At 70.5% G+C, this 26839-nt stretch carries 25 protein-coding genes and 2 tRNA genes; 15 read left to right on the top strand and 12 right to left on the bottom strand.

The window, feature by feature from the left end:
* Positions 1-6: 6 nt before the first annotated feature.
* From CRP56_RS16030 to CRP56_RS16010, 5 genes are all read left to right on the top strand, one after another.
* Positions 7-1092, top strand: a complete 1086-nt coding sequence (locus CRP56_RS16030; RefSeq protein WP_097264582.1) for an ROK family transcriptional regulator — start codon at positions 7-9, stop codon at positions 1090-1092.
* Positions 1093-1453: 361 nt separating this feature from the next.
* The gene (locus tag CRP56_RS16025) at positions 1454-2179 is read left to right on the top strand and encodes a hypothetical protein (protein ID WP_097264580.1); all 726 of its coding nucleotides are present in this window, start codon (positions 1454-1456) and stop codon (positions 2177-2179) included.
* Between the two features lie 126 nt (positions 2180-2305).
* Positions 2306-3085, top strand: a complete 780-nt coding sequence (locus CRP56_RS16020) for an HAD-IIA family hydrolase (RefSeq protein WP_097264577.1) — start codon at positions 2306-2308, stop codon at positions 3083-3085.
* A 104-nt stretch (positions 3086-3189) separates the two neighbouring features.
* Entirely contained in the window at positions 3190-3729 is a 540-nt protein-coding gene (locus CRP56_RS16015; RefSeq protein WP_097264575.1) for a hypothetical protein, read from the top strand.
* Positions 3730-3735: 6 nt separating this feature from the next.
* Positions 3736-4416, top strand: coding sequence for a class F sortase (locus CRP56_RS16010; RefSeq protein WP_097264573.1), 681 nt, complete (start codon positions 3736-3738; stop codon positions 4414-4416).
* Positions 4417-4681: 265 nt separating this feature from the next.
* Here CRP56_RS16010 and CRP56_RS16005 read toward each other — a convergent pair whose 3' ends face one another.
* Positions 4682-5488, bottom strand: a complete 807-nt coding sequence (locus tag CRP56_RS16005; RefSeq protein ID WP_097264571.1) for a GAF and ANTAR domain-containing protein — start codon at positions 5486-5488, stop codon at positions 4682-4684.
* Between the two features lie 163 nt (positions 5489-5651).
* On the opposite strand from CRP56_RS16005, the gene CRP56_RS16000 reads away from it, so the two are divergent.
* Positions 5652-6671: a glycoside hydrolase family 6 protein gene (locus CRP56_RS16000; protein ID WP_097264569.1), complete on the top strand. Its 1020-nt coding sequence runs from the start codon at positions 5652-5654 to the stop codon at positions 6669-6671.
* A gap of 96 nt (positions 6672-6767) precedes the next feature.
* Here the strand turns inward: CRP56_RS16000 and CRP56_RS15995 are convergent, their stop codons facing one another.
* The 3 genes from CRP56_RS15995 to CRP56_RS15985 form a co-directional block, all read right to left on the bottom strand.
* Positions 6768-8705, bottom strand: a complete 1938-nt coding sequence (locus tag CRP56_RS15995; RefSeq protein WP_097264566.1) for a kelch motif-containing protein — start codon at positions 8703-8705, stop codon at positions 6768-6770.
* Complete coding sequence (locus CRP56_RS15990) at positions 8702-10705, bottom strand: glycosyltransferase family 2 protein (protein ID WP_097264564.1); 2004 nt, start codon at positions 10703-10705, stop codon at positions 8702-8704. Before CRP56_RS15990 ends, CRP56_RS15995 begins: the two co-directional genes overlap by 4 nt.
* Before the next feature lie 529 nt (positions 10706-11234).
* A tRNA-Lys gene (locus tag CRP56_RS15985) sits at positions 11235-11308 on the bottom strand.
* Positions 11309-11495: 187 nt separating this feature from the next.
* On the opposite strand from CRP56_RS15985, the gene CRP56_RS15980 reads away from it, so the two are divergent.
* From CRP56_RS15980 to CRP56_RS15960, 5 genes are all read left to right on the top strand, one after another.
* Positions 11496-12806 (top strand): peptidoglycan-binding protein, encoded by a 1311-nt coding sequence (locus tag CRP56_RS15980; RefSeq protein ID WP_097264562.1) that lies wholly within the window; start codon positions 11496-11498, stop codon positions 12804-12806.
* Between the two features lie 86 nt (positions 12807-12892).
* On the top strand, positions 12893-14029 hold the full coding sequence (locus CRP56_RS15975; protein WP_097264560.1) for an SPFH domain-containing protein: 1137 nt from the start codon (positions 12893-12895) through the stop codon (positions 14027-14029).
* 135 nt (positions 14030-14164) lie between these two features.
* Entirely contained in the window at positions 14165-14770 is a 606-nt protein-coding gene (locus tag CRP56_RS15970; RefSeq protein WP_097264557.1) for a lytic polysaccharide monooxygenase auxiliary activity family 9 protein, read from the top strand.
* A 111-nt stretch (positions 14771-14881) separates the two neighbouring features.
* Positions 14882-15400, top strand: a complete 519-nt coding sequence (locus tag CRP56_RS15965) for a DUF3592 domain-containing protein (RefSeq protein WP_257040795.1) — start codon at positions 14882-14884, stop codon at positions 15398-15400.
* 43 nt (positions 15401-15443) lie between these two features.
* The gene (locus CRP56_RS15960) at positions 15444-17105 is read left to right on the top strand and encodes a long-chain-fatty-acid--CoA ligase (RefSeq protein WP_097264555.1); all 1662 of its coding nucleotides are present in this window, start codon (positions 15444-15446) and stop codon (positions 17103-17105) included.
* 139 nt (positions 17106-17244) lie between these two features.
* On the opposite strand, the gene CRP56_RS15955 is transcribed toward CRP56_RS15960, so the two are convergent.
* From CRP56_RS15955 to ehuB, 6 genes are all read right to left on the bottom strand, one after another.
* Positions 17245-17318: transfer RNA gene (locus CRP56_RS15955), tRNA-Lys, on the bottom strand.
* A 99-nt stretch (positions 17319-17417) separates the two neighbouring features.
* On the bottom strand, positions 17418-18176 hold the full coding sequence (locus CRP56_RS15950; RefSeq protein WP_097264552.1) for an IclR family transcriptional regulator: 759 nt from the start codon (positions 18174-18176) through the stop codon (positions 17418-17420).
* A gap of 219 nt (positions 18177-18395) precedes the next feature.
* Positions 18396-19181 (bottom strand): ectoine/hydroxyectoine ABC transporter ATP-binding protein EhuA, encoded by a 786-nt coding sequence (ehuA, locus tag CRP56_RS15945; RefSeq protein WP_257040794.1) that lies wholly within the window; start codon positions 19179-19181, stop codon positions 18396-18398.
* Complete coding sequence (ehuD, locus tag CRP56_RS15940; RefSeq protein ID WP_079306222.1) at positions 19171-19821, bottom strand: ectoine/hydroxyectoine ABC transporter permease subunit EhuD; 651 nt, start codon at positions 19819-19821, stop codon at positions 19171-19173. Before ehuD ends, ehuA begins: the two co-directional genes overlap by 11 nt.
* Positions 19818-20555, bottom strand: a complete 738-nt coding sequence (ehuC, locus tag CRP56_RS15935) for an ectoine/hydroxyectoine ABC transporter permease subunit EhuC (protein WP_097264550.1) — start codon at positions 20553-20555, stop codon at positions 19818-19820. Before ehuC ends, ehuD begins: the two co-directional genes overlap by 4 nt.
* The gene (ehuB, locus tag CRP56_RS15930) at positions 20552-21457 is read right to left on the bottom strand and encodes an ectoine/hydroxyectoine ABC transporter substrate-binding protein EhuB (RefSeq protein ID WP_097264548.1); all 906 of its coding nucleotides are present in this window, start codon (positions 21455-21457) and stop codon (positions 20552-20554) included. Before ehuB ends, ehuC begins: the two co-directional genes overlap by 4 nt.
* Before the next feature lie 47 nt (positions 21458-21504).
* On the opposite strand from ehuB, the gene CRP56_RS15925 reads away from it, so the two are divergent.
* Complete coding sequence (locus CRP56_RS15925) at positions 21505-21999, top strand: DUF3830 family protein (RefSeq protein ID WP_179851031.1); 495 nt, start codon at positions 21505-21507, stop codon at positions 21997-21999.
* Here the strand turns inward: CRP56_RS15925 and CRP56_RS15920 are convergent.
* Together CRP56_RS15920 and CRP56_RS15915 are read right to left on the bottom strand one after the other, a co-directional pair.
* A complete protein-coding gene (locus tag CRP56_RS15920) occupies positions 21980-23365 on the bottom strand; it encodes an amidase (RefSeq protein ID WP_097264543.1) in 1386 nt (461 codons plus the stop codon). The genes CRP56_RS15925 and CRP56_RS15920 overlap by 20 nt on opposite strands.
* 13 nt (positions 23366-23378) lie before the next feature.
* A complete protein-coding gene (locus tag CRP56_RS15915; protein ID WP_097264541.1) occupies positions 23379-24326 on the bottom strand; it encodes a D-2-hydroxyacid dehydrogenase in 948 nt (315 codons plus the stop codon).
* Between the two features lie 132 nt (positions 24327-24458).
* Between CRP56_RS15915 and CRP56_RS15910 the strand changes: the two genes are divergently transcribed.
* From CRP56_RS15910 to CRP56_RS15900, 3 genes are all read left to right on the top strand, one after another.
* Entirely contained in the window at positions 24459-25256 is a 798-nt protein-coding gene (locus CRP56_RS15910) for a maleate cis-trans isomerase family protein (RefSeq protein ID WP_097264539.1), read from the top strand.
* The gene (locus tag CRP56_RS15905; RefSeq protein WP_097264537.1) at positions 25253-25984 is read left to right on the top strand and encodes a maleate cis-trans isomerase family protein; all 732 of its coding nucleotides are present in this window, start codon (positions 25253-25255) and stop codon (positions 25982-25984) included. Before CRP56_RS15910 ends, CRP56_RS15905 begins: the two co-directional genes overlap by 4 nt.
* 149 nt (positions 25985-26133) lie before the next feature.
* The gene (locus tag CRP56_RS15900; protein ID WP_126272246.1) at positions 26134-26781 is read left to right on the top strand and encodes a hypothetical protein; all 648 of its coding nucleotides are present in this window, start codon (positions 26134-26136) and stop codon (positions 26779-26781) included.
* The last annotated feature ends 58 nt before the right edge of the window (positions 26782-26839 follow it).

Here is a 26839-nt window from a genome sequence, read left to right as displayed (position 1 = left end):
GCGACAATGGGGGGCGTGAACAGGACGAACGTCGGCGCCAACCTCCCGGCTCTGCGCAGCCACAACACCGCCCTGGTGCTGGACCTGCTGCGCACCGCCGGTGGCGACGGCATCAGCCGGCTGGAGCTCGCCGAGCGCACCGGGCTGACCCCGCAGGCCGTCAGCAAGATCACCGGGCGGCTGCGGGAGGAGGGGCTCGCGGCGGAGGCGGGCCGCCGTGCGTCCACCGGGGGCAAGCCGCGCACGGTGTTGCGGCTGGTGCCGGAGGCCGGGCATGCGATCGGCGTCCATCTGGACCGGGACGAGCTGCGGGCGGTGCTGGTCGATCTGGACGGGGCCGTGGTGGGGGAGCGGTGCCTGCCGATGGACCTGGGGGCGGGCGCGGAGGCGGTCGTGGCGGGAGTGGCCCGGGCCGCGGAGGGGCTGGCCGGGTCCGTGGTGTCGGTGCTCGGGGTGGGCGTGGCGCTGCCGGGGCCGCTCGACCATGTGCGGGGGGTGCTGCACCGGGTCACGGGGTTTCCCGAGTGGGACGGTTTCCCGCTGCGGGACGCGCTCGCGGCACGGCTCGGGCTGCCGGTCGTCGTGGACAAGGACACCAACGCCGCCGCGCTGGGCCTTGCGGTCGCGGCCGAGGGCACCTCCTTCGCTTATCTCCACCTCGGGACCGGGCTCGGCGCCGGGCTGGTGATCGGCGGGGTCGTGCACCGGGGGGCCAGGACCGGCGCGGGCGAGTTCGGCCATCAGGTGGTCCAGCTGGACGGGCCGGTGTGCGGGTGCGGCAACCGGGGCTGCATCGAGGCGCTGTGTCTGGGAGCGGTGCGGCGCGGGGACATGGCGGAGGCGGCGCGGGTGCTGGGGGTCGGGGCCGCGAACCTGGTCGGGCTGCTGGACATCGACCTGGTGCTGCTGGGCGGACGTACGGTCGCCTCGGCGCCGGAGGAGTTCGTCGGCGGGGTACGGGCGGTACTGCGGGAGCGGGCCCGGGGCGAGGAGGCGGTACCGGTGCGGATCGCGCCCGGCGGGGTGCGCGGGGTGGCCGAGGGCGCGGCCCAGTCACTGCTGGCACCGCTGTTCGGGAGGGCGGACGGGTGAGTCGGCGGGTCCGGCGCCTGGTGTTGGGGGGCACGGGTGAGTTGGGCGGGTCCGGCGCCTGGCGTTGAGGGAGGTCCACGGCTGACTCCGCCGGATCCGGCGCCCGCTGCTCGGGAGTCGGGCGGGTGACTCGTCGGGTCCGAGGCCGGCTGCTCAGGACGGCGGATGAGTGACCGCGCCGCGCCCTGCGCTCGCTGTTCGGGGCGGCGGGCGGGTGAGCGTGCCGCGCCTCGGGCCCGCTGCTCGGGGCGGCGGACGGGTGACCGCTGCCGTGCCCGCGCCCGCCGATCGGGCGGGATTCCCCCTTCGTCCGGAGCGGCTTCCCTCGTAACCCGCCCCCACCCGCCATGGTCATGTGTTTATGCGACTGTTCCCGTCCCTCGCCCTCCCCCTCGCCGCGACAGCCGCCCTTCTCCTCGCGCCCCCCACCCCCGCCCACGCCGCCCCCGTCTGCGACAGCCCCGACAACGCCCGCGCCTTCCCCCTCACCACCCGCATCCACGGCGGCCCCGCCGCCTACGCGCCCGGCGGCGGCTACGGCACCTGGCAGCTGGACCTCACCAACACCACCACCCGCACCTGCGCGGACATCCACCCGGTCGTCGTCCTCGTCGACAAGGAACGCGCCCTCAAGGCCTCGCAGCCCCGCCTGGAGTTCTACGAGGGCGGCCGCCCCCGCCCCGTCCGCTTCGAGACCACCGACGAGGACGAACTCGTCGGCGCGTTCGGCGGCGCCGGGCTCACCGTCGGCCCCGGCAGGACCGTCACCGTCAAGGTCCGCCTCGCCCTCACCTCGGACGCCGTACCGAACGAGGTGACCGTCAATGCGGCCGTCGTCCAGCGCCACGACGACGACGGCGACTGGGTCGGGCAGTCCAACGACTACCGGTTCGCGATCGCCGACGACACCGGCGGCGGCGACACCGGTACCGATCCGGAGGAGCGACAGACCACGACAGGCGACGCCCGACTCCTGTCCGTCGAGGAACTCGCCCGTACCGGCCTGGCGGGCCCCGCCCTGGCCGCCGCCACCGCCGCACTCCTCGTCACCGGCGCCGCACTGCTCCTGGCCCGACGCCGCCGCTAGCCGCGGAGGTACCGGGTGATCGGCGGGGTCAGGATCACGACTTCCTGATTAGGCTGGGGGCGTCGGTACGCCGTGGTTCCGGCGCTTTCCGCCCGTCCCCGCACCATCGCCTGGAGTTCGAAGCACATGCCCGACCGCAAGGCCATCGAGTCATGGCTCACCGACATGGACGGCGTACTCATCCACGAGGGCGTGCCGATCCCCGGCGCCGACGCCTTCCTGAAGAAGTTGCGCGAGTCCGGCAAGCCCTTCCTGGTGCTCACCAACAACTCCATCTACACCCCGCGCGACCTGCACGCGCGCCTGCGCCGCATGGGCCTGGACGTGCCGATCGAGTCCATCTGGACCTCGGCCCTGGCCACCGCCCAGTTCCTGGACGACCAGCGGCCGGGCGGCTCGGCGTACGTCATCGGCGAGGCCGGCCTGACCACCGCGCTGCACGACATCGGGTACATCCTCACCGACCACGAGCCCGACTACGTCGTCCTCGGCGAGACCCGGACGTACTCCTTCGAGGCCATGACCAAGGCGGTACGGCTCATCAACGCCGGCGCCCGCTTCATCTGCACCAACCCCGACGAGACCGGCCCCTCCACCGAGGGCCCGCTGCCGGCCACCGGCGCGGTCGCCGCCCTCATCACCAAGGCCACCGGCAAGCAGCCCTACTTCGCGGGCAAGCCCAACCCCCTGATGATGCGCACCGGTCTCAACGCGATCGGCGCCCACTCCGAGACCAGCGCGATGATCGGCGACCGCATGGACACCGACGTGCTGGCGGGCCTTGAGGCCGGGATGGTGACATTCCTCGTCCGGACCGGCCTGACCTCGGACGCGGACATCGAGAAGTACCCCTACCGGCCGTCGACGGTCGTGGACTCGATCGCGGACCTCGTCGACCGCGTCTGAAACGCCCCCACGGGCGAATCCACCCCGTATGGAGCAGTGGCGGCCACGCTGAGGATGCGGGGCCGCCGCGATGGGGGGAGTCTCCAGATATCTGGAGGTTCACGATGGGCTCACTACGCCTCACTCTCTGTGCCGGACTGCTCGGCGTCGCCTTCCTCACCCCGGCGGCACACGCGGCGGACGGGGGCGGTGTCGCGGTCACCCCGTCGTCGCCCGCCCCCGGCACCGACGTCGCCCTACGGGTGAGCGGCTGCGCGAGCAGCAGAACCGGTACGGCGGTCTCCGCGGCGTTCGTCGCCGAGGTACGGCTCGCCGGCGCCGACGGCACCCTCGTCGGCGAGACCCGGGTCCGCACCGAGCTCAAGGCCGGCAGCTACGACGTGAAGATCACCTGCGGTGACGTGTCCCGCTCGGGCGCCCTCACCGTCGTAGAGGCAGCCGGGCAGTCCTCGGAAGCACCCACGCAGCCCGCGCCGTACGCGTCCCCCGTCGCCCCCGTCCACGCGGGCGGCGGCGGTACCGCGCAGCATCTCGCCTCCGCCGGACCCGGCACCGCGCACGCCGTGACCGGTCTGGTGCTGGCCGGGGTCGCGGCGGGCGCGGTGGCGCTGCGCAGGTCCCGGCGGAGCCGCGGGAGCGACTGACCGGCCATGTCCGAGCACCATGAATCCGCCGAGCACGACACCCGCACCAGCGGCCGGCTGCTGACCGGTGTGGCCTGGGCGTTGCTGCTGCTGGGCCTGTGGCTGTGGGGACGCGAGGTCACCGACGTACGGAACGGGATATCCGCCCCCACCACCGGCGACGTGGCCGCGGTCGGCCGGCCGCCCGGCGTCGAGCTGCCGCCCGCCGTGCACCCGCTCGGCGCGGCCCGGCCACAGCGCATCGACATCCCCGGCCTCGGCGTGCAGGCCCCCGTGATCGCCCGCGGCCTCGACCGGAACGGGGCGATCGAGCCGCCGCCGTACGACCAGGCAGGCGTCGTCGGCTGGTACGCGGCCGGCACCGGGCCCGGGGCGGCCGGGACCGCGCTGATGGTGGGACACGTGGACACCGAGACCCGGCCCGCCGTCTTCTACAAGCTCAGCAGCGTCAAGCCCGGCGAGACGGTCCGGGTGATCCGGGACGACGGCAGGGTCGCGGAGTTCACCGTCGACGACGTACAGGTCGTCGCCCGCGACCACTTCGACGCCCAACAGGCGTACGGGACACGGCAGTCGGGGCGGGCCGAGCTCCGCCTGGTCACCTGCGGCGGCACCTTCGACCGGGCGAGCCGCAGCTACACGGCGAACGTGATCGTGTCGGCGTACCTCACCGGCACGGGTCTGTAGGGGACCGGGGTACCCGGCCCGGTCGACGGCCCGCTCCCCCGAAGCCGCCGACCGGGCCGGTCCTCAACCGCGCGCGCACGGGCTGCGGGAGTAACCCGGCGTACGACGCGGGAGGCTTGAGCAGCCGTGGGTGGGTGGACGACAGGCCGGGGGCTGGGGCCTTGTGGGGAAGACTCTAGAACGGATGAGCGTCCGGGCCTAGAGGGTGATTGACGCCAAGCCATACGACGACGGCGGTCTGTCATCCACGCAGGTCGTGCAGGGGCTACGAGGGCCCGGCGGGCGGCAGGCCGCCCGCTTCGCGCAACGCCGCGTCGTCGACGGACCGTTCGACGACCGCGCTCGCCACCCGGTCCAGGGGCAGCCGGTGCCGTCGCGCGTACTGGCGCAGCGCCACGAACGCGTCGTCGGCCCGCACCCCCCACCGCTCGGCGAGCACGCCCTTGGCCTGCTCGATCCGCACCCGGCTGGAGAGCGCCTCCTGCAACTGCGCGGACAGGGTGCGGTACTGCGTGTACTCCCGGTGGTTGCGCAGCCCGACGGCGGCGGCGTCGGCGAGGGCCTGGGCAAGCAGCACCTCGGTCGCACAGACGGGCGTCCCGTCATCGCCCGCCGGGCCGGGGGAGCCGGTCCGGTCCGGCAGCGTCGGCACGAACACGTTGAGCGCGCCGAGGAGCGTCCCATGGCGGCGTAAGGGGACCGCGAAGGTCGCGACGATGTCGTGGCGCAGCGCCCGCTCGGTGAACTCGGGCCAGCGGGCGGCCGCGTGGGCCACCCGGATGGAGACGGGCGGCACCGGCTCGCCGGACTCGTAGCTGTCCAGGCAGGGCCCGCCGGTGTGCTGCGCCTGCAGCAGGTCCAGCGCCACCTCCTCGCGGCGGCTGCTCGCGGCGAACGACACCGCCTGCCCGGTGTCGACCAGCATGATCCCGGCGGCCCGCGCGGCCAGCAGCTCCACGCAGTGGTCGGAGACACGGCGCAGATGGTCCCCGGCGTCGAAGCCGTCCGCGAGGGTGTCGGCCGCCTCCACGAGCGCCGCCGCCAGCCGGAGTTCCCGGGTGGTGTGGTGCATGACCGCGCACTTCCTTCCCTGCCGGCCCGCCCCGTGTCAGCGCGCGCCTCCTCCGACGATGGGCGCTGTAACAGCTCCCCGACAAGGCTCGGGCGATCTCGTGTGCCCCACGCCACCTATGTCAGGATTGAGACTTGGACGAGTGCACCCGAGGGGGAGCTGGATGTACGGCATGAGGGGGGCCGTGGCGAGGAAGTCCGCGATGGCGCTGGGGGCGGCGCTGCTGATCGCGGGATGCTCCTCGTCCGGGGACAAGGACGATCCGGAGGACAGTCCCGGCGCCAGGATCACTCAACAGCCCAAGGGCACCGACCCGTTCTGGGTCAACCCGGACGGCAACGCGGCCCAGCAGGTCGCCGCGTACGCGAAGGCGGGCAAGAAGACCGAGGCCGAACAGATCCGCAAGATCGCCGAGCAGCCGACCGGCGAGTGGATCGGCACGGAGAACCCCGAGCAGGAGGCCCGCGGCTTCACGGAGGCCGCCGAGAAGGCGGGCCGCACGGCCCTGCTGGTCCTCTACAACATCCCGCACCGCGACTGCGGCCAGTACTCGCAAGGCGGCGCCGCCGACGGCAACGCCTACCGCTCCTGGATCGACGGCGTGGCCGCGGGCATCGGCGACCGCCCGGCGACGGTGATCCTGGAGCCGGACGCGGTCCTGCACCTGGTCGACGGCTGCACCCCGGACGAGTTCCACGAGGAGCGCTACGACCTGCTGGGCGGCGCCGTCGACAAGCTCAAGTCCCTGAAGAACACCAAGGTCTACCTGGACGCGGGCAACGCGGGCTGGGGCCACCCGGACCAGATCTTCGAGCCGCTGAAGTGGGCGGGCGTCGAGCGCGCCGACGGCTTCTCGGTCAACGTCTCCAACTTCTACTCGACCCAGGACTCCATCGCGTACGGCAAGCAGCTGTCGCAGAAGGTCGGTGGCAAGCACTTCGTCATCGACACCAGCCGCAACGGCAACGGCCCCTACACCGAGGGCAAGGCCGACGAACGCTGGTGCAACCCGCCCGGCCGCGCCCTGGGCGAGACCCCGACGACGAAGACGGCGGACCCGCTCGTCGACGCGTACGTGTGGGTCAAGCGCCCGGGGGAGTCGGACGGCGAGTGCAAGGGTGGCCCGAAGGCGGGGCAGTGGTGGGCGGAGTACGCCCTGGACCTGGCGAAGGCGAGCAAGTAGCCCCTACTCCTCCTACGACTCCTACGACTTCGACGACTCCTACGACGACGAGGGCGCCCACCGGATCACCGGCGGGCGCCCTCAACTGCTCACGGACTAGGGGACCTTCACCCACTGCGCCTTGCTCGGCGTCCCCTGATCGTCATCGACGAACAGCATGTACCACCCCGACTGCACCAGGTTCCTGTTCTTCGGCACCGTCACCTTGATCTTGTCCCCGGACACCTTGTAGTCCAGCGCGATGGAGCGCTGGTCGACGTCGGTGACGTGGGTGGAGGCGCTCGGCCGGATCAGCCGGACCTTCTTGATCGTCGAGGCGTGCTGGGAGGTGAACGTCCCCGAGCCGCCGCGCTCGATGGTCTGCGGACCGCCCGACAGGTCGGGCCGCGAGTCCCGGTAGAGGTACGGCGGCGTGTAGATCTCGATGCGCTGCTCGAACTTGCCCGGCTTGGTGTTGGCCTTGTCGCCGTAGAGCGAGTCGGAGCCGAAGAACATCACCCGGCCGTCGGGCAGCAGGATCGACCCGGAGTGGTAGTTCCGGCCCACCAGCGGGTCGGCCACCTTCTCGAAGGTGTTGCTGTCCGGGTGGTAGAGCCGCGCCTGGTGGATGTTGGAGTCGCCGCGCCCGCGGTAGTCCTCCGAGCCGCCCGACACCAGCACGGTGTCGTCGGGCAGGATCGAGGAGCTCGGGTAGCGGGTGCCCTTCTCCAGCGTCGGTCCGTCCACGAACTTCGGGTTGGCGGCCTTCAGATCGATGATCCGGGTCTTGTTGCTGGACTTGGCCGACTCGCCGACCCCGCCGCCGCCGACCACCATGAACTTCTCGTCCTGCGCGGGCGGCAGCAGCACCGTGCCGGAGGTCTCCATCAGCTTGGAGTCGCTGAGACCGGGCAGCTTGGTGAACTTGTTGGTGTCGACGTCCCAGACGCCCGGGTCACGGCCGACGTTGTCCGGTCCGTAGCCCGCGTTCGACCCCGAGTAGAAGACCTTGCCGTTCTGCATGAGGAACAGCGCGGGGTACGTCGGGAACTGCCGGACCGTGTCGAGGTAGGTCCACTTCCTGGTCTTCGGGTCGAAGACCTCGTTCTTGCCCGGCACCAGCTGGCCGATGTCGTCGAGGCCGGAGACGCTGAGGATCTTGCCGTCGCTCAGGGTGGTGAGCGTCGGGTACCAGCGGGCCTCGTTCATCGGGTCGACCTTGATGTACCGCTCCGCGACCGGGTCGAACTCGTAGGAATCCCGGATGCCCTGGAAGTCCTTCTTGTCCATGGCGAGCTTCTGGGCGATGCCGTAGGTGTTGCGCGCGTCGGCGCCGGCCAGCCCCTGGATGCGGTAGTTGTCCTGGGTGCCGGTCGCGTACTTCTGGCCGGACCTCTGCGCCTCCACGTACACCCGGTAGATACCGGGGGTGTTGCCGAGGAACTTGCCGGTCGCCTTGTCGAAGTTCTTCTTCGCGCGCGGCACGATGATCGAGTCCTTGGACACGAACGTCTTGCCGTTCTCCTTGCCGGTGAACTTCGTGCCGGCGGGCAGGGTGATCGGCTTGTCCGGGTTCTCGTTGTGGACGATCATCAGGCCGCCGGCCTTGGTGACGTCACCCTTCAGCTTCTCGTACCGCTTGGTGCCGCCCGCGATCAGCAGATTGCCGTTGGCGAGCTGGGTGTGGCCGGTGCAGAACAGGTCGCTGGGGGTGGGCACCTTCTTGATGGTGCCGTTGACCGGGTCCCAGATCCGGGAGTCGAACTTCTTGGCGTCGAAGTTGTCCTGGTTGTTGCCGGAGCCCGCGACGAGCAGCACCTTGCCGGTGCGCAGCAGCGCCGCGTGGATGGTGTTCTGCCGGTACTCCTCGGGGAACTGGACGATCTGCCACTTGCCGTTCGCGGCTTTGTACTCCGGCTTGTTGATCTGGTACTGGTGGTATTTCTCGGTGCCGACGCGGTACAGCCACGGCCCGTTCATCCCGGCCAGTGCGAGTACCACCACCGTGCCGATCGCGAGGCGACGGGCACGGCGGCGTCCAGCCTGGTCGTTCATTCCTTACGTCCCCCAAGTCCACCGAGAGCGATCTGCATCGTCTGATCGTTGCCCTCGTTGTCTGTGTTGCTCGTGTTGCCGGTGTTCGATGCCCAGGTCGGCTTGTGCGCCGGGGCGTGCGGAGCGGTGGGCAGCGGCTGCGGCTGGTACTGCGCCTGCGCCTGTGCCTGCGCCGGCACGGCCGACGGGTCCTGCGGCTGCGCCGCGGGCCGCTTCCTCTCCTGGCGCACGGTGAGCCGCCAGACGAAGATCGGGGTCGCGGTGATCAGCAGGGCGAAGATGGCCCAGGTGATCATCGCGGGGTGCGAGTGGCCGAAGGCGACGCCGGCGCCGATCGAGCCGCCGAAGATCGCGATGAAGTACCAGTGGTAGCGGAAGGTCGCGAACCACCGGTCGGGGCTGGCCGATTCGCCCTTGGGGGTGACGACGAACTTGCTCTTGCGGCGCAGCGCGGAGTCGATCAGGGCCTTGGCGTACAGGGGCGCGGAGAGCGCGGACATCACCATGCCGGCCACACCGCCGGAGCCCTCCGGCTCGTGCGGCGAGACGTTGTGGCGGCGGTTCCAGACGTAGAGGCCGATCTGGAGCGCGGAGGCGTTGCCGTAGAGCATCAGCCACACGGTCGGGTCGATGTTCACACCCGAGGCGCCCAGGCCCAGGAAGAGCATGCAACTGAGGGCCGCGAGGATCCAGTTGAGGGCGGACATCGGGTAGAAGATGATCATCATCGTGTAGTTGAAGAGCTTGCCCGGAGGCAGCGAGTACCAGCCCTTCCAGTACTGCTTGAGGATCGTCTCGTACGTGCCGCGCGACCAGCGCATCTGCTGGGTGAAGAAGTCCGTCCAGGCGCTGGGGCCCTCACCGACGGCCAGCACGTCCGGCGTGTAGACCGAGCGCCACTTGCGGCCCGTCGCCGGGTTCTTGTGGCGGTGGATCTCGAAGCCGGTCGCCATGTCCTCGGTGATCGAGTCGTACAGGCCGCCGATCTGCTTGAGTGCCGAGATGCGTACGGCGTTTGACGTGCCGACGAACATCGGGGCGCCGTAGCGGTTACCCGCCCGCTGGATGAGGGCGTGGAAGAGGAACTGCTGGGACTCGGCGGCCTTGGTGACGAAGTTGTCGTAGTTGCCGTAGACCTGCGGGCCGATGACGAAACCGATGTCCGGATCACGGAAGAAGCCGAGCATCCGCTCCAGGTAGTTGGGCAGCGGCACGTGGTCGGTGTCGACGGAGGCGAAGTAGTCGTAGTCGTCGCCGTGCGCGTCCAGCCAGGCGTTGTAGTTGCCGTGCTTGGTCTTGGCGCGGTGCGGGCCCTTGGCCTGGTTCCACTGCGGGACGCCCTTGCGGGAGAAGTGGTGCACGCCGAGCCGGGCGCAGACCGCCTTGACCTCGGGGTCGTCGCCCTCGTCGAGGAGCCAGACGTGCAGAAGGCCCCGGTGGCGCAGCTTGACCGCGGCCTCCAGGGTCTTCGTCACCATCTCCAGCGGCTCCTTGCCGGGCACGAAGGAGGTCAGGAAGGCGACTCTGGTGCCGGTCTCGGGCACCACCGGGATGGGGTCGCGGGCGACCAGGGTGGCGTGCGCGTTCGACAGCACGTTCATGCAGCGGAAGAACTCGATCAGGCCGATCGAGACGAGCATGACGATGTCGAGGGCCGGCAGGAAGTCGAAGGCGGGGTAGTCGCGTTCGGTCCAGTGCTCGGGCTGGAGCAGCCAGAACAGCAGGACGAGGGAGAGCACCGGCGCGGCGGCCAGCATCAGGGCGACTCGTATGCGATGCGGCTCCTGGGAGATCAGCGAGCGGTACTGCACCTTGTACGGCTTGGTCGGATCCGGCTGGGTGAGGGGGCCGGCGAGCCGGCTGTAATGCTCGTAGTCATACTTCGGCAGCGTCTTCTTGATCCGGCGAAAGGTGCCCGTCCGGCTTTGTGAAGCCACCCTGAGCTGGGTGGTTTGAGACGGGTCGAAGTCCTGCCGGGCGCCCGTCGGCGTCGACGTCATGAGTCATCCCCCCACACGCGAGCCATCGCGTGCTGTGTCGGTTCCTTACGCCTGCTCGAGTCCCCCTCGACCTTCACAGGCGTATCAGTGGTGGGCCGCAGTCACCACATTCTCCATACCGATAGACATGGAACCGCGACCTTCCGGTTGCATGATGCCCCCCTCGGCATCTCCTTCTGAAACGGGGCCCCTCACCCCGCCTGCGTCGGCAACCGGCTCCCTACCCCCCAACTGCCGCGAATCCGCGGCATCTTGAAAAACCAGGTTTCTACGGTGTCACTCATGATCGCAAGATGCGAAACGCGGTGTTTACCGGTCATACGCGTTCATTGTGGCCCCTGTGGGGAGGGTGTGGAGCCGTTGTGGACAGTGGTGGGCGAAATGTTTCCGATCCATACGTCCCGTAGGCCGGTCCGGTTCAAGGGAGCGGGCGGATGCGCCGACCCGCGCGAGCGACACCCCGCGCGCCCCTGCTGTCCCGGAGAAAGCAAAAGCCCTCCGCTTCCACGGAGGGCTCCCTGCTTGTCTGTGCGCCGCCAGGGACTCGAACCCCGGACCCGCTGATTAAGAGTCAGCTGCTCTAACCAACTGAGCTAGCGGCGCCTGCTGACCCGGAGAACTCTACCGGACGTCCGAGGGTGCTTCTGACCATCGGCGAGTGCTCCCACCTGGGGCGGAGTCGGCCACGTACATCATTCGGACCGTCAACATGCGCGTCCGGAAGACAGTTGAGAAACTGACGAATGTGCACAGTCGCGGACATTTCCATCAGCAGTGTGAGGGGAATCGCATGGAGACTCCGGGATTCGGCGAACCGGCGTTCGAGGAGTTCGATCCCGCGAGCGACTGCGACTGCCCCGGATGCGTTCACTGGAGGCGCGTACTGCCACATTCCCGCACCGGCCGCCACCCGGCCGCCCACCTGGCCGTCGTCCTCGCCGCGACGGCCACCGCGGCGATCGCCGTGCCCCAGGCCGCCCCCGCCTTCGCCGCTCCCCACGCCCCCGACCACCCCGACCGCCCCCACGTTCCCGCAGGTGACGAGCCCGACACGCCCCAGGGCGGCAAGGCCCCCCTGCACGGCCCGGGCGGCAAGCCCGCCGACGTCCAGGCCCCCGCCACCACCCGCGCCGCGATCATCAAGCGGGCCAAGACCTGGGTCGCCGCGCAGGTGCCGTACAGCATGAGCGAGTACTGGTCCGACGGTTACCGGCAGGACTGCTCCGGCTTCGTCTCCATGGCCTGGAGCCTGCCCGGCAACGAATGGACCGGCAGCCTCGACCAGTACGGCGTCCGGATCGCCAAGGACGACCTCCAGCCCGGCGACATGCTGCTGTTCCACAACCCGGCCGACCCCCAGAAGGGCTCGCACGTCGTCCTCTTCGGCGGCTGGACCGACTACACGCACACCTACTACATCGCCTACGAGGAGACCCCGCCGCGCGCCCGCAAGCAGGCGACCCCGTACGCGTACTGGAGCAACTCGGCCCACTACACCGCCTACCGCTACAAGGTCCTGGTGACCGGCGGCGCGGCGGGCGGCGACAAGCCGGCCGAGCCGCTCGACGTGCCGTACCCCGGCGCCGCGTACTTCGGTCCCGGCGCCAACAACAAGTACGTCACCCAGCTGGGCCGCATGCTCGTCGAGCGCGGCGCCGCCGGCTTCTACGCGTCCGGCCCGGGACCCCGCTGGACGGACACCGACCGGCGGGCCACCCAGGCCTTCCAGCAGGCGCAGGGCTGGACCGGCCAGGACGCCGACGGGCTGCCCGGCCCGCAGACCTGGACGCTGTTGGTGACGGGCAAGGGCAACGACATCCGTACCGGCGCGGCGGGGCCGCCGGCACCCTCCTCGCACGGGGTGCCCGGCTATCCGGGGCGGGCGTCCTTCCGGCCCGGCGCGAACAACAAGGACGTCACCCTGCTCGGCAAGCAGCTGGTGAAGAAGGGGTTCGGCAAGTACTACACGACGGGTCCCGGGCCCCGCTGGGGCGAGGCGGACCGACGGGCCGTGGAGGCCTTCCAGCGCGCACAGGGCTGGCGGGGCGGCGCGGCGGACGGCTACCCGGGCCCGGAGACCTGGCGGCGGCTGTTCAAGTAACCCGCAAAGTCCGCAGTCCGCAGTCCGCATCACCGCAACACCCATCCACTGTCATGACGCATCTGGCGCGGAGGCTGGAGGCACGCATGAGCACCACCACCCCATCACCGTCCACGGAAGAACCCGAGGGACCGACGACCGAGACCACCCCGGTCTCCCGGCCGGCCCGGCTCATCCAGAACGAGGCGACCACCGAGATCCCCGTTCATCTGCTGTTCCGCGACGACCCCGAGACCGGGGCCGTCCCGCTCAGCCCCGCGGTCGTGGGGCGCCGCCAGGGCACCGGCGAGCAGCCCCGCTTCCGGCGCCCCGGCCGGCCCGCGCCGCGCCCCGCCCCGCAGGTCGACCCCGAGCTGGCCGAGCGCCCGGCGCGGGTGCTGCCGGGCTCGGCGGGGGTGCTGGCCGGCGCCTGCGGGGTGGCCGGCTGTGTGGCCACGTCCTGGTGGGCGGGCGCGCTGCCGACCCTCGCGGTGGAGGCGCTGCGGCTGCCGGAGTATGCGGGCGCCGGCCTCGGTCCGGCGCAGTGGGCGGCGTACGCGGGTGCGGGTGCCCTCGGTCTCTTCGGGTTCGGCGGGCTGGCCCGCGGGCGGACCGGGCGGGCCTGGGTGCTCGGGCTGTTCGGCCGCTACCGGGGCACGGTCCGGCGCACCGGTCTGATGTGGGTCAACCCGCTGCTGCTGCGCCGCCGGGTCGACGTACGGCTGCGGCACTGGCGCAGTGAGCCGATGCCGGCCGCGGACGGCAACGGGGTCGCGCTGCGGGTGATCGTGCTCGTGGTGTGGCGGGTGCGGGACACCGCGCGGGCCACGCTGGGCGTCGAGGACCACGAGAGCTATCTGCGCGAGTGCGTGGAGGCGGCGCTGGCGCGGGTGCCGGTGGAGCTGCCGGGTTCGGCGCGGGCGTCCGTCGACGCGGCGGCCGACGCGCTGACCCGGCTGGTCGCGACGGACGCGGCGCCGGTGGGGCTTGAGGTGTTCTCCGTGCAGCCGGTGCGGGTGGAGTACGCCCCCGAGGTCGCCGCCGCGATGCACCGCCGCCGGATCGCCGCGCTGGACGCCCAGCACCGGGCGAGTGTGCTGACGTCGGTCGTGGACTCGGTGGAGGACACGGTGACCCGGCTGACCATGCGCGGTCTGGTGGAGCTGGACGACTACGAACGCAAGGCGCTGGTCAAGGACTTGACGGTGGCGTTCTGCGCGGGGCGTGGGGAGCAGGGGGCGTGACGGGCGCCTGAGCCGGCCCGTCGAACAGGTCCGCCGATTGGTATGGACATGTTCAAGGGTCAGCAATAATCTGGGACTTGGTCTAGACCTGCACGCCTGACTGAACTTCCCCCACGTTCTCCAGGGAGCGGCAGCATGCGCAAAAAGACCAAGTGGTACGCCGCCGTGCTGGGTCTCGGCACGGCCGGAGCCCTCGTGCTCTCCTCCGGCGGCGCCAGCGGCCACGGCTACACGGACCTCCCCATCAGCAGGCAGAAGCTCTGCCAGAACGGCACCGTGACGAACTGCGGCGACATCCAGTGGGAGCCGCAGAGCGTCGAGGGCCCCAAGGGCTTCCCCGGCTCCGGACCGGCCGACGGCCAGCTCTGCAACGGCGGCGTGAGCCGCTTCAGCCAGCTCAGCTCGCCCACCAAGCCGTCGGGCGGCGCCTGGCCGGCGACGAAGGTGACGGGCGGCCAGAGCTACACGTTCCGCTGGCAGTTCACCGCCATGCACGCCACCACCGACTTCAAGTACTACGTCACCAAGCCGGGCTGGAACCAGAACCACAACCTGGCCCGCTCCGACCTCAACCTCACCCCGTTCCTGACCGTCCCTTACAACGGTCAGCGCCCGCCGTCCACGCTCTCCCACAGCGGCACCCTGCCGTCCGGGCTGAGCGGCCACCACGTGATCCTCGCGGTGTGGACGATCGCCGACACCGGCAACGCGTTCTACGCCTGCTCGGACGTCACGTTCTGATTCTCTGAGCCTTGCTTGAGCTGGGCCGGCTCTCCCCCGGGGTAGGTTCCCCCCACGTCGTCATGACCATGTCGGCGCTGAGGAGCAGTATCCGACCTCGGGGGAAGCACCATGGAGCTCTTCTTCTATCTCGTACCCAGCCTCATCCTGGCCCTGGTTCTGTTCTTCGCGTACCGCCTGCTGCGCCGCGCGATGCAGCTGCGCCGGGCCTGGAACAGCGGGCTGACGGCCGAGGCGCGCTGTCTGCGGGTGTATACGACGACCCACGGCGGCGGCAGCGACACATCGGTGAGCACGACGCTGCACCACGTCTACGAGTTCACCGCCCGCGACGGCCGTGCCGTCCGCTTCGAGGAGGAGGACGGCCCGGGGACGGTCCTGGAGGGCGACTTCGTCACCGTGTACTACGCCGAGGGCGCCACCGTCATCGCCACGGCCAAGGCGCCGCGCCGGACCGCGCTCGCCGCGTCCATGATCGGTGTGCTGGCCTTTCTCGGGGTGGTCGCGGGCTTCTGCATCGCCTTCATGATCACGTTCCACCAGGCGTCGGACGAGTTCGGCTGGGGCGACGGGGGCGACACGAGCACCACGGTCGTCATCGACGGCGTGACGGTGACACCGGAGCCGTGATGACTCTCCCTATCTGAGGGTCCGTCAGCTACCGTGCGCGGCCATGGAGTCCAAGGCGTGCACGGTCGCGGAGCTCGTCGCCGGGCGGTGGGGCGACCACCGGCCCGGCCTGTGGTTCGAGGGGCGGGCGCTCACCCATCACGAGGTGGCGGCGGGCGCGGCGGCCCGGGCGGCGCTGCTGGCCGACCTGCTCCCGTCCGGCGGCGCGCACATCGGCGTGCTGCTCGACAACACCCCGGAATATCCCCTGTGGTTGAGCGCGGCGGCCCTCGTCCGCACCGCCGTCGCCGGCATCAACCCCACCCGTCGCGGCCCCGAACTGGCCCGGGACATCCTGCACACCGAGTGCCGCCTCCTGATCACGGACCGGACGTACGAACCGCTCCTCCAGGGTCTCGAACTCCCGGGTGTACGCGTCCTGTTGACCGACACCGACGAATACGAGGCCCTGCTCGCCCCGTACGCGGGCGCCCGCCCCGACCCCTCCCGGGCCGGCCCGCGCGACCGCCTCCTCCTCTACTTCACCTCGGGCTCGACGGGCGCCCCGAAGGCCGCGATCTGCTCCCAGGGCCGCCTGGCCGCGGCGGGACGCTCACTCGCCGGACAATTCCGTGTCGGCGCCGACGATGTGCACTACATCTGCATGCCGATGTTCCACGGCAACGCGGTGATCGCCGACTGGGCGCCCGCGCTCGCGGCCGGGGCGGGGGTCGCGCTGCGGCGGCGGTTCTCGGCGTCGGGGTTCCTGGGGGACGTACGGCGGTACGGGGCGACGTACTTCACGTACGTGGGCCGGGCCGTGCAGTACGTCCTGGCGACCGAGGAGTGCGAGGACGACCGGGACAACCCGCTCCGGACGGGCTTCGGCACGGAGGCGGGGGCGGTGGACGCGGCGGCCTTCGAGCGGCGGTTCGGGGTGCGGCTGGTGGAGGGGTACGGGTCCTCGGAGGGCGGGGCGGCGGTGCAGTGGTCGCCGGGGACGCCGGCCGGGGCGGTGGGGCGGGCGGGGCCGGGGCTCGTGGTCCTCGACCCGGAGACGCGGGCCGAGTGCCCGGCGGCGGTGTTCGACGCGGCGGGGCGGCTGCTGAACGGCGACGAGGCGATAGGGGAGCTGGTCAACCGGGCCCCGAACCCCTTCGAGGGCTACTGGCGAAACTCCGAGGCGGAGCGGGAGCGGCGGCGGAACGGCTGGTACTGGACCGGCGACCTCTTCTGCCGGGACGCCGACGGTTTCCTGTACTTCGCGGGCCGCGCGGACGACCGTATCCGCGTCGACGGGGAGAACCTGGCCGCCGCGATGATCGAGAACATCCTCGCGCGCTACGAGGGGGCCGGCGCCGTCGCCGTGTACGCGGTGCCGGACCCGGTGACCGGGGACCAGGTGATGGCGGCGCTGGCGGGAAGCTTCGAGGCGTCGGGCTTCACGGCTTTCCTGTCCGCCCAGCCCGACCTGGGCACGAAGATGGCGCCTCGGTTCGTACGGGTCGTGGACCGGATGCCGGTGACAGCCACGAACAAGATCCACCGAGCCCTGCTGCGGCGGGAGGGCGTCCACTGCGAGGACCCGGTGTGGTGGCGCCCACCGGGCGAGCGGACGTACCGCCCCCTGACCGAGGACGACCTGCACAACGTCGAAGGGCCTCCCGCTCCCACGAGAGGCCCTTCAAGAGTGCGCCGCCAGGGACTCGAACCCCGGACCCGCTGATGCTGCATCCTCCTGGGGGATAACCCCCAGACCCCCAGCCGCCCCAGACCTCCCGGGCCGCGTCAGGATTGAGCCGTTCCCGTGGCGCCCGCGACATACGTCGAAGGGCCTCCCGCTCCCACGAGAGGCCCTTCAAGAGTGCGCCGCCAGGGACTCGAACCCCGGACCCGCTGATTAAGAGTCAGCTGCTCTAACCAACTGAGCTAGCGGCGCATGACCCTCGCCGACCTCGGGTTTTGTGCCCTCGGCTGGCGACAGAGAAAATACTACCTGGTCCTGAGGGGTGCTTCTGACCACCGTTGGGTAGGGGAGTCAGATGGCCAGGCTGAGCAGGACCGGGGCCGCGTTGCGGTTCAGGGCGTCCGCCGCCTGACGGAGCCGGTGGGCGTGCTCGACCGGGAGCGAGAGGGCCAGGCAGCCCACCGACGATCCGGCGGTGATGGGGACGGCGGCGCAGACCGTGCCCACCGCGTACTCCTGGAGGTCGAGGTGGGGGACGGTGGGCGGCTGGGACTCCAGACGGGACAGCAGGAGCTTGTCGCTGGTGATGGTCCGGGACGTGAGGCGGGCCATCTTGTGGCGGGACAGGTGGTCACGTCGGCTGTTGTGGTCGAGCTGGCCCAGCAGGCTCTTGCCGATGGCGGTGGCGTGGGCGGAGTAGCGGAAGTCGACCCACTCGTTGACCACCGGCATCGTCGGCCCGTCGGCGTACTGGGCGATCCGCACCTCTCCGTCGACGTACCGGCTCAGATACACGGCCGCCCCGACCGAGTCGCGCAGCCGGTCCAGCGTCCGCTGGAGCGTCTCGCGCAGCGCCTGCTCACGGTCATGGGCGGAGCCGAGGCGGGTCAGGGCGTCGCCCGTGACATACGCGCCGTCGGCGACCTGCTCGACGTACCCCTCGCGGCGCAGCATGCGAAGGAGGGTGGTCAGCCGCTCCGGGTCGATGCTGGTGTGCCGGGCGAGCTGGGCGTCGGTGATTCCGGTGGTGTGCCGCGCCACGGCCTCAAGGACGCGCAGCGCGTCCTGGGCCGAGTGGTACGGCGCGGTCGGCTCGTGCTTCAGCGCCACGGTGGTTCCCCCTGCGCTCGCTAAGTCGCTCTACAGTTGGGCCGTAATCCGGACAGCGATCCCTACCACGATAACGGGCAAGAGGCTTGAAGTGAGGGCCTGTTGACGAGATTCCATCGCTCTCAGCAGGGGCGCTGACCCGCTGGCATATGCCAAAGTCAAGACCCAGCGCCCCTACCTCGCGCATCGATGCCTTCACAAGGTGTAATTGACCTTTGGTCAGAGAACCGCGCTCAGGAATTCCCGGGTGCGGTCCTGCTCCGGCTCGCTGAAGATCTTCTCCGGTGCCCCGGCCTCGATGATCCGTCCCGAGTCGAACATCAGGACCTGGTCCGAGATGTCCCGGGCGAAGTTCATCTCGTGGGTCACGCAGAGCATCGTGATGTCGGTGCTGCGGGCGATGTCCCGCAGTACGTCGAGGACGCCCGCGACCAGCTCCGGGTCCAGCGCGGAGGTCACCTCGTCCAGCAGCAGCACCTGCGGCCGCATCGCCAGCGCCCGCGCGATCGCGACCCGCTGCTGCTGGCCGCCGGACAGCTGCGCCGGGTAGGCGTCGTACTTGTCGGCCAGCCCCACCAGGTCGAGCAGTTCGCGGGCGCGCTCCTCCGCCTCGTCCTTGGACAGGCCGAGCACCGTGACCGGGGCCTCGGTGATGTTTCTCAGCACCGGCATGTTCGGGAACAGGTTGAACTGCTGGAAGACCATGCCGATCTTCTTGCGGACCTCGCGGACCTCCTTGTCGGAGGCCGGGAAGAGGCGCTGTCCGTCGACGGTGATGGTGCCCTCGTCCGGCTTGGTCAGGGTCATCAGCAGCCGCAGGATCGTGGTCTTGCCCGATCCGGACGGCCCGATGAGGGTGACGTGCTTGCCGGCCTCGACGGAGAAGTCGAGATGGTCGAGGACGGTGTTGTCACCGAACCGCTTGGTGACCTGGTCGAGCCGGATCAGCTCGCCGGTGCCGCGCTGGTCGAGGGGGCTGTTGTCGGGCTGTATGTCAGTGGACAAGACGTCGCTCCAGGGCTCGCATGAGGAGGGAGGCCAGATAGGAGATGAGGATGAAGGCCACGCCGATCACGGTCAGGGGCTCGGTGAACTGGAAGTGCTCCTGGGAGAAGAGCCGCGCCTGCCCGAGCATGTCGAGGACGGTGATCGCCATCAGCAGCGGCGTGTCCTTGAGCATCGCGATCACGTAGTTGCCGAGCGCGGGGACGACCCGGCGGATGGCCTGCGGCAGGATCACCACCCGCCAGGTCCGGGCGACCGGCAGGTTCAGCGCCGTCGCGGCCTCCCACTGACCGGCGGGCACCGCCTCGATGCCGGCCCGGTAGACCTGCATGGTGTACGTCGAGTAGTGCAGGCCGATCGCGAAGACGCCGGTGGTCAGCGCGGAGAACGTGAAGCCCCACTCGGGCAGTACATAGAAGAGGAAGAACAGCTGCACCAGCAGCGGCGTGTTCCGCACGAACTCGGTGACCGCGCCCACCGGCCAGGTCACCCAGCGGGTCGGCGCCCGCATCAGCAGCGCCCACACCAGGCCGAGCACGAAGGAGATCACCGAGCCGAGGGCCAGCGCCTGCAGGGTGACCAGCAGACCGTCCCAGAACTGCGGCATGAAGTCGCCGACCGCTGACCAGTCCCACTTCATCCGAGAACACCTCCCGAGGACGAGGCGCCGACGCCGGTGGTCTCGGCGCGCTTGAGCTCCTGCTGCGGGGACATCCCGCCCGTCGGAGCCTTGCCGACCCCCGCCTTCAGCCTCTTCTCCAGACCGCGCATCACCCGGGTCAGGGCGAAGGCGATCACGAAGTAGATGACCAGCAGATACGTGTAGATCTCCGCGCTCTCCTGGAGCGCCAGCCGCACCAGGTTGCCGCTGAACGCGAGATCACCCATGCCCATGATCGACACCAGGGCGGTGCCCTTGAGCAGCTCGATCAGCAGGTTGGAGAACGGCGGGATCATCTCCGGCACCGCCTGCGGCAGCAGGATCAGCCGCAGTCGCTGCCAGGGCGTGAAGCTGAGCGCGATCCCGCCTTCCTGCTGCGCCGGGTCGACCGCGGTGAGGGCCCCGCGCACGATCTCCGAGCCGTAGGCGCCGTACGTCAGTCCGAGCGCCAGCGTGCCCGCCCACAGCGGGACCAGCTGCCAGCCGAACGCGGGCGGCAGCACGAAGAACACCCAGAAGATCATGACGAGGGCCGAGGTCCCGCGGAACACCTCGGTGTAGAAGCCCGCGAGGAAGCGCACGATCCACAGCCGGTGGGTGCGCGCGATGCCGACCACGAAGGAGACGGCACCCGCCAGCAGTGAGCTGAGGAAGAGGAGTTGGATCGTGACCCAGACGCCCTTGAGGACGAGTTCCCAGAGTCCTGAAGTCATCCGCCGCAGAGCTCCTTCGCGGTGAGGTCCGTCATCTCGGCCTCGGTGAACCCGAAGGGCTTGAGGATGCGGAACAGCTCCCCGCTCTTCTTGAGCTTGCGCAGCTCGACGTTGAAGGCGTCGCGCAGCCTGGTCTCGGTGTGCCGGAAGGCGAACGCGCCGCCGTCCACGTGCGGTTTGCCGTCCACGAGCGGCGCGAAGGCCTTGGTGGCCTCGGCCTTGGCGGACTTCTTCACCACCTCACGGGTGGTGAGCGCCGTACCGGCGAACACGTCGGCCCGGCCCGCCTCCACGGCGTTCAGCCCGGCGACCTGGTCCGGCACGATCAGGATGTCGCTCTCCTTGTACCCCGCGTCCACGGCGTACTGGATCTCCGCGTACCCGGTCCCGGTGGCGAACTTGGCCTTCTTCTCGACGACGTCCTGGTAGGTGTGCAGCCCCTTCGGGTTGCCCTTGCGGACGATGAACGAGTCGAGCATCTGGTAGTCCGGGTCGGCGAAGATGACCTGCTCACAGCGCTCGGGGTTGACGTACATCCCGGCGGCGACGACGTCGAACTGCTGGGAGTTGAGACCCGGGATGAGCGAGCCGAACTCGGTCGGCACCGGCTGGACCCGGTCCACGCCCAGCCGTTTGAAGATCGCCTTGGCCAGCTCGGGCGCCTCGCCGGTCAGCTCGCCGTTCCTGTCGATGTAGCCGAACGGGATCTCACCGGCGATGCCGAGCCGTACCACTCCCGCCGCCCGCATCCGGTCCAGCAGATCACCGCCGGCCGTCGTCGAGGCCGTGGCCACCCGCGTGCAGCCGGCGGCCCCCAGCGCACCGAGCGCCGCCACCCCCGCGAGCAGCGATCGGCGGGTGGTTCCGGGTGTGTGTTTCTCGTTCCCTATTGGTGGAGCCATGGCGGCGCGGCTACCCGACCGCATGCGATGTATGCACCATGGAGTGCATGGCTGACCGTTACATAGAAGTCTCGCTGGTCAAGCGGGGAATCAGCGTCACGGCAAAGCTGCTGGACGACCGCGCGCCTCTGACCTGCGCGGCTGTCTGGGAAGCGCTCCCGCTCGCCGGTGACGTCTACCACGCGAAGTACGCCCGCAACGAGATCTACGCCCTCTTCCCACCCTTCGCCTCCACGGAACCTCCCCTGGAGAACCCGACCGTCACCCCCATTCCCGGCGACCTCTGCTACTTCTCCTTCGCCGGGACCGAACTGGGCACCAAGTCCTACGGCTACGACCGTGAGGTCCGCGCCGGGACCACGGTCGTCGACCTGGCCCTCTTCTACGAACGCAACAACCTCCTGCTCAACGGCGACGTGGGCTGGGTGCCCGGCATCGTGTGGGGGCAGGTGGTGGACGGGCTGGAGGCGCTGGCCGAGGCCTGCAACGACCTCTGGCGGACGGGAGCGGCGGGGGAGACCCTCAGTTTCCGGCGGGCGTGAACCCGTCCAGAGCGTGCGCCGCCCGCAGCACCAGATCATCCCGGTGCCGGGCGGCCACGATCTGGAGTCCCACCGGCAGCCCGTCGCCGTCCACCCCCACCGGAACGGACGCGGCCGGCTGCTGGGTCATGTTGAACGGGTAGGTGAACGGCGTCCACCCCGTCCACCGCCGATACGCCGAGCCCTTCGGCACCTCGACGCCCGCCTCGAACGCCGTGACCGGCAGGGTGGGCGTCACCAGCAGGTCGTACGACTCGTGGAAGCGGCCCATCCGGCGGCCGAGGTCCATGCGGACATCGACGGCGGCGAGATAGTCCAGCGCGCTGTAGCGGGCTCCGAGCTCGCAGACCTCCCGCAGTCCGGGATCGAGCAACTCCCGCTCGCGCGGCCCGAACTGCTGGGTCACCCGGGCCGCCCCGCTGAACCACAGGGTGTGGAAGGCGTCCACCGGGTCGGCGAAGTCGGGGTCGGCCTCCTCGACATAGGCACCGAGCCGCGCCAACTCCTCGACACCGCGCCGGACCGCCGCCGCGACGCCCGGCTGCACCCGGACCTGCCCGCCGAAGGAGGGAGAGTAGGCGATGCGCAGACCACGGACGCCCTCGTGGAGAACGTCCCGGTAGGACACGGCACCTGGCCCCTGCGCCGACCAGTCCCGGGCGTCTGGCCCGCCGATGACGTCCAGCATCAGCGCCGCGTCCGCCGCGTTCCTGGTCATCGGCCCGACATGGGCGAGGGTGCCGAACGCGCTCGCCGGGTACAGCGGCACCCGGCCGTACGTCGGCTTCAGCGCGAAGATCCCGCAGAACGCGGCCGGGATGCGGACGCTGCCGCCCCCGTCCGTGCCGAGCGCCAGCGGCCCCGCGCCGAGGGCCACGGCCGCCGCGGCGCCGCCGCTGGAGCCGCCCGCGGTGCGGGTGGGGTCGTGCGGGTTGCGGGTGACGCCGGACAGCGGCGAGTCCGTGACGCCCTTCCAGCCGAACTCCGGGGTCGTGGTCTTGCCGAGGAACACGGCACCCTGCTCCCGGAGCCGGGCGACGGACGGCGCGTCCTCGTCCCAACTGCCCTGCTCCGACAGCGCCTTCGACCCCTTCAGGGTCGGCGAGCCGCGCATCAGCAGGATGTCCTTCACCGTGACCGGGACCCCGTCCACCAGCCCGGCGGGCGCACCGCGCCGCCAGCGGTCCGCCGACTCCCGCGCCTGCGCGAGCGCCTCCTCGGCGGTCAGCCGCACGAACGCGTTCACCTCCGGCTGGATCTCCTCGGCCCGCTCCAGCGCCGCCCGGGTCACCTCCACGGGGCTGAACTCGCCCTTGCGGTACCCCTCGACGAGCTCCACGGCGCCGAGTGCGGTGAGGTCCCTCATACACACTCCCAGGTCAGTGTCCGGGTACGTACCCACGCTTCTTGTCGACCGCGTTCAGCAGTGGCTTGCCCGCCTCCCACCGCTCGTACAACTCCAGGAACTGTGCCCCCAGTTCGTCCCGCCAGCCCACCGTGTCACCGCTCATGTGCGGGGACACGATCAGGTCGGGCACCTGCCACAACGGGCTGTCGGGGCCCAGGGGTTCGTGCTCGAAGACGTCCAGCGCCGCGCCCGCGATCCACCGGCGCCGGAGCGCCTCGGCCAGCGCGTCCTCGACGACCAGACCGCCCCGCCCGATGTTGATGAACCGCGCCGACGGCTGCATCACCCCGAACCGCCGGGCGTCGAACATGCCCTGCGTCTGCTCGGTCAGCGGAGCCGCCGCGATGATCCAGTCGGCACGGGCGATCAGCCGGTCGAGATCGTCGGGGCCGTGGACGCCGGTGCGCGGGGTGCGGCCGACCAGCGCGGTCGTCACCTCAAGTGCCTTGAGCGTCCGGGCGATCGTCCGCCCGATGGGCCCGGAGCCGACGACCACGGCCCGCGTCCCGGAGACCCGGCGGGACTCCCGGTGCCGCCAGGTGCGCTCCCGTTGCAGCTCCCACGTCCTCGGCAGATCCTTCGCCATCGCCAGGACGAGTGCCGCGACATACTCGGCGATCGGCTGGTCGAAGATCCCGCGCGCGTTGGTCACCACCGTGTCGGACGCGGCGAGTTCGGGGCACATCAGATGGTCCACGCCCGCGCTCGCCGTGTGCACCCAACGCGGTCGCGGACCCTCGCCGGGCCAGGCGTGCCGTACGGCGTGCGAGGTGAAGTCCCACACCAGCAGCACATCGGCGGACGGCAGCCGCTCGGCCAGCGTCGACGCGTCCGCGTGCAGGACACGGGCGCGACCGGTGAGGCGGCCGAGGCGGGGGAGGGGATCGGCGTCCAGGACGAGGACGGTGGGGGAGGTCATGCGAAGCCATTCCTCCACGGGCGTCTGACATGCGCGGATTGACCACGCTCGCACCCGAACTTACCTTCGTCAACACGGGCACCCGCACGGTCCGTTGTCCCCCCGTCCCTCACCGTGAGGCCGGTACTGCCCATGGACCTCTCATTTCTCGGTGGACCGCGCCCCCAGCGCGGCGTCGGTGTCGTGGCACCCTTCGACTTCGCCCTGGACCGCGAGCTGTGGCGCTGGGTCCCGGACGACATCTCGCTCCATCTGACCCGGACGCCGTACGTGCCCGTCGAGGTCAGCCTCGACCTGGCCCGCCTCGTCAGCGAGCACGAGACGCTGCACGACGCCGTCCGCACCCTGCACGCCGTCGCCCCCGAGGTCGTCGCCTACGCCTGCACCTCCGGCAGCTTCGTCGGCGGCATCGCGGGCGAACGCGCCATGTGCGAGGCGATGACGAGGGCGGGCGACGTCCCGTCCGTCACCACCTCCGGAGCCCTCCTCGAAGCCCTGACCGAGCTGGGCGTGCGCCGGCTGGCCCTGGTGACGCCGTACACCGTCTCGGTCACCCGCTCCCTGGAGGAGTACGTCGCGGAGGCGGGCGTCACCGTCACCGGCTGCGCCTTCATGGGCCTGACCAGGCACATCTGGAAGGTGCCGTACCGCGAGGTGGTCGCCATGGCGCACAAGGCGGTCCGCCGGGACGCCGACGCCCTGTTCATCAGCTGCACCAACCTCCCGACGTACGACGTCATCCCGCAACTGGAGGCCGAGCTGCGGCTTCCGGTGATCTCGGCCAACCAGGTGACGATGTGGGCGGCGCTGCGCCGACTGGGTACCCGGGCCATGGGGCCTTATCAGGCGCTGATCGATCCGGCGGCGCGTCCGGGCCCCCTGCGACCGGTACTGCCCGACGAAGAACAGCAGCAGGAAGGCTGGACATGACCGCACTCGGACTCCTCTACCCGGGCCACTCCGCCGAGGACGACTACCCACGCATCGAGCAGCTCCTGGGCAGCGACATCCGGGTCGACGTGGTGCACACCGACATCGGCGAGGACGCCCACCGCGAGGACGCCCTGCTGGAGATGGGCTCGCCCGAACGCCTCGCGGCCGGCGTCGAGGAACTGCGCATGGGCGGCGCCGAGTCCGTGGTGTGGGCCTGCACCAGCGGCAGCTTCGTGCGCGGCTGGGAGGGCGCCCACGAGCAGGTGCGCGCCCTGGCCATGGCGGCCGGCATGCCGGCCTCCTCGACGTCCTTCGCCTTCGTGCACGCGGCCCAGGAGATCAAGGCGGGCCGGGTCGCGGTCGGGGCGACGTACCCGGACGACGTGGCCGCGATGTTCGCGGACTTCCTGCGGGCCGGCGGCCTGGAGGTGACCGGGGTCGAGGGCGCCGGGATCATCACGGCGGCCGAGGTCGGCACCTGGGGCGAGGCGGAGGTCTTCGCTCTGGCGCGGCAGGCCGACACCCCGGACGCGGACGCCCTCCTCCTCCCCGACACCGCTCTGCACACGGTCGCCCACCTCCCCGCCCTGGAGAAGGAACTCGGCAAGCCGGTCCTCACCGCCAACCAGGTCACGGTCTGGGAGGGCCTCCGCCTGGCGGACCGCCGCGTGAACGCACCGAGGCTGGGGGCACTGTTCACGAAGGAGCCGATTGTGCAGGTGTGAGAAATGTGAGGCCGACGCCCTCGGTATTTCCTTCGGTGGATACGTGAATTCCGCCGTCCAGAATGCCGGGGGCGCGCCATAATTGCGCTCTGCATCGGCATCGGGGGATGCGTCGGGGGATGCAGCAGGGAAAGTAACGGGGGATGTACATGTCGTCATTCACGCCGCCGCCACCTGCGCGGCCACCGGCACCACCGAGGCGGCAGGGCGATGCGGGGGCGGCCCACAAATGGCAGGCGATCGCGGCGCTGATCAGTGCCGGGGTGGGTGCGCTCACCTTCGCGGTCGGCTTCATCGGGCTCCCCGCGGCAGGTGTCACCTCGCCCGTGGCGGTCCGTGAAACCGTCACCGCGACGGTGAGCGTCACGACCACCGCGACGCCGCAGGGAAATCCCGGGGGTGGCTCCGGTGATCGGCCGTCACCGCAGTCCGAATCGGAGCCGGAAGTGCAGTGGTCGGGCCCGCTGCTTTCGCAGAACCAGGGATTCGATCTCGATCTTGTGCCACCCGCGGTGGGCGACGACGACATTGATCCCTGGGGTTTTGACGGGCAGAAAGTGAATCTCATCTACAACAACTACGCGCTTGTTCCCGAGGGGGAGGAACCTGGTTTCAGCGAGTGCAAGCTGCTCGCGACCACGAAACCCCAGTCGTCGCTCTCGGTGGGCGAAGGGCGGAGCGTCTGCCTCTTCACCGACGGCGGGCGCGTGGCGCTCGTCAGGGTGGACTCGCTCGATCCCGACAGCGAGATCACGAACCTGACCGTCAAGGTGTGGGACAAGGCATCTTCCGCATGATCTGGCGCAGGGAATAACCGGAGAGCGCCTCCTGTTAGTGCCGGACGGACAGCGCACG

The organism is Streptomyces sp. TLI_55, assembly GCF_900206255.1.
Classification (GTDB): Bacteria; Actinomycetota; Actinomycetes; order Streptomycetales; family Streptomycetaceae; genus Streptomyces; species Streptomyces aquilus.
Note: the sequence above shows the minus strand (reverse complement) of the source record. Positions and strands in the feature narration are given on the sequence as shown.

Coding starts and splice junctions, on each gene's coding strand:
- CRP56_RS16030 (WP_097264582.1), top strand. CDS start 7: ATGGGGGGCGTGAACAGGACGAACGTCGGCGCCAACCTCCCGGCTCTG.
- CRP56_RS16025 (WP_097264580.1), top strand. CDS start 1,454: ATGCGACTGTTCCCGTCCCTCGCCCTCCCCCTCGCCGCGACAGCCGCC.
- CRP56_RS16020 (WP_097264577.1), top strand. CDS start 2,306: ATGCCCGACCGCAAGGCCATCGAGTCATGGCTCACCGACATGGACGGC.
- CRP56_RS16015 (WP_097264575.1), top strand. CDS start 3,190: ATGGGCTCACTACGCCTCACTCTCTGTGCCGGACTGCTCGGCGTCGCC.
- CRP56_RS16010 (WP_097264573.1), top strand. CDS start 3,736: ATGTCCGAGCACCATGAATCCGCCGAGCACGACACCCGCACCAGCGGC.
- CRP56_RS16005 (WP_097264571.1), bottom strand. CDS start 5,488: ATGCACCACACCACCCGGGAACTCCGGCTGGCGGCGGCGCTCGTGGAG.
- CRP56_RS16000 (WP_097264569.1), top strand. CDS start 5,652: ATGTACGGCATGAGGGGGGCCGTGGCGAGGAAGTCCGCGATGGCGCTG.
- CRP56_RS15995 (WP_097264566.1), bottom strand. CDS start 8,705: ATGAACGACCAGGCTGGACGCCGCCGTGCCCGTCGCCTCGCGATCGGC.
- CRP56_RS15990 (WP_097264564.1), bottom strand. CDS start 10,705: ATGACGTCGACGCCGACGGGCGCCCGGCAGGACTTCGACCCGTCTCAA.
- CRP56_RS15980 (WP_097264562.1), top strand. CDS start 11,496: ATGGAGACTCCGGGATTCGGCGAACCGGCGTTCGAGGAGTTCGATCCC.
- CRP56_RS15975 (WP_097264560.1), top strand. CDS start 12,893: ATGAGCACCACCACCCCATCACCGTCCACGGAAGAACCCGAGGGACCG.
- CRP56_RS15970 (WP_097264557.1), top strand. CDS start 14,165: ATGCGCAAAAAGACCAAGTGGTACGCCGCCGTGCTGGGTCTCGGCACG.
- CRP56_RS15965 (WP_257040795.1), top strand. CDS start 14,882: ATGGAGCTCTTCTTCTATCTCGTACCCAGCCTCATCCTGGCCCTGGTT.
- CRP56_RS15960 (WP_097264555.1), top strand. CDS start 15,444: ATGGAGTCCAAGGCGTGCACGGTCGCGGAGCTCGTCGCCGGGCGGTGG.
- ehuD (WP_079306222.1), bottom strand. CDS start 19,821: ATGAAGTGGGACTGGTCAGCGGTCGGCGACTTCATGCCGCAGTTCTGG.
- ehuC (WP_097264550.1), bottom strand. CDS start 20,555: ATGACTTCAGGACTCTGGGAACTCGTCCTCAAGGGCGTCTGGGTCACG.
- ehuB (WP_097264548.1), bottom strand. CDS start 21,457: ATGGCTCCACCAATAGGGAACGAGAAACACACACCCGGAACCACCCGC.
- CRP56_RS15925 (WP_179851031.1), top strand. CDS start 21,505: ATGGCTGACCGTTACATAGAAGTCTCGCTGGTCAAGCGGGGAATCAGC.
- CRP56_RS15920 (WP_097264543.1), bottom strand. CDS start 23,365: ATGAGGGACCTCACCGCACTCGGCGCCGTGGAGCTCGTCGAGGGGTAC.
- CRP56_RS15915 (WP_097264541.1), bottom strand. CDS start 24,326: ATGACCTCCCCCACCGTCCTCGTCCTGGACGCCGATCCCCTCCCCCGC.
- CRP56_RS15910 (WP_097264539.1), top strand. CDS start 24,459: ATGGACCTCTCATTTCTCGGTGGACCGCGCCCCCAGCGCGGCGTCGGT.
- CRP56_RS15905 (WP_097264537.1), top strand. CDS start 25,253: ATGACCGCACTCGGACTCCTCTACCCGGGCCACTCCGCCGAGGACGAC.
- CRP56_RS15900 (WP_126272246.1), top strand. CDS start 26,134: ATGTCGTCATTCACGCCGCCGCCACCTGCGCGGCCACCGGCACCACCG.